We start from the raw sequence: 1,222 nt of genomic DNA on the forward strand, positions 1-1,222 counted from the left end.
GGTGAATGGATAAATTACGCAGAATAACTTTCAACTTTTGCCAGTGTTGATCTGTCAGCATGGTACGAGGCATAGCGAATAGTAAAATTGGGTTTGGCGATTTGATTTTACTACTTCGCTATTTTTTAAGCTAAAAGTGTCAACACACCCTAATGACAAAATATAAGACTTCTACCTCTGAAAATTATAAAAAATCAATTTTTTTGATTTTTAAAGAATGAGGATATAGTATTTGTAAAATTACTTAGCTGCTTAAAACTTAATTCTAATTGGTTAATAGGTGAAAAATGAAATTAGCAGAAGCTCTCTTACTTCGAAGTGATCAACAAAAAAAAATTATTTCACTAAAACAACGTATCAATGCAAATGTATTGGTACAAGATGGTGATAAACCATCTGAAGATCCAAATGAACTACTAAAACAAGTATTTGCTTTAATTCAAGAATTTCAAAAATTAAGTTATGCAATTCATGAAACTAATGCTTTAACAAAATTAAATGATGGTCGTTCTTTACTTGCTTTATTGACTTTGCGTGATGAATTTGTAGAACAGCACAAAACCCTAACTGCAGCAATAAGTAATACATCTCGTGAATCTGATCGTTATAGTACGCGGGAAATAAAGTGGCATAAAGTTATTCCAGTTTCATCACTACAAAAACAAGCTGATGATATTAGTCTTAAATTACGTGATTTAAATGTGTTGATTCAGTCGAGTAATTGGAAAATTGATTTGATTGATGCCTAATAGTCCTTTAGATATAATCAAGTTGAACATACTGGGCGAGTACAAGATCCCTTACTTCCACAACATAGGATTGTAAATAAAGTGTAGTGGCTTGCAAAGCAAGTGGATAAGCTTAAAATTTTAAGTACAAATCAATCCATCACTTGGCATAACTCAAATCTTTGTGCGAACAAAGTTACATGTTACTTATAACTACCATGTACTGACAGTATGTTCACCTCAATTACTAAAAATAAAGAAATGAGCAAGCACCAGCTCAACTACATTTCTATTTTTAATTCGGTTCGGCTTTGTTGCATAACGAGCTGAAAGACAGATTTTGAAAACAGCAGATTCAAATCACAAGTTGAACCGTACCGGGTTTGTCGGAGACTTTTTTATTTAAGTTAGGCCACCTGACCTAACGGGTTAATCTTATCATAGTACATTGCTTCAAACTCAAAAGGCGATACATAACCCAGTGCACTGTGTAC

The 1,222-nt window shown here is 32.8% G+C and carries 1 protein-coding gene and 1 pseudogene; one reads left to right on the plus strand and one right to left on the minus strand.

What is annotated here, in order from left to right; genetic code table 11:
* Positions 1-73: pseudogene (locus FTV08_RS16060) on the minus strand (IS5/IS1182 family transposase); the annotation flags it as partial.
* Between the two features lie 214 nt (positions 74-287).
* Between FTV08_RS16060 and FTV08_RS16065 the strand changes: the two are divergent.
* Positions 288-749, plus strand: a complete 462-nt coding sequence (locus FTV08_RS16065) for a DIP1984 family protein (RefSeq protein WP_180039238.1) — start codon at positions 288-290, stop codon at positions 747-749.
* The last annotated feature ends 473 nt before the right edge of the window (positions 750-1,222 follow it).

The organism is Acinetobacter sp. YH12226, from assembly GCF_013417805.1.
GTDB lineage: Bacteria > Pseudomonadota > Gammaproteobacteria > Pseudomonadales > Moraxellaceae > Acinetobacter.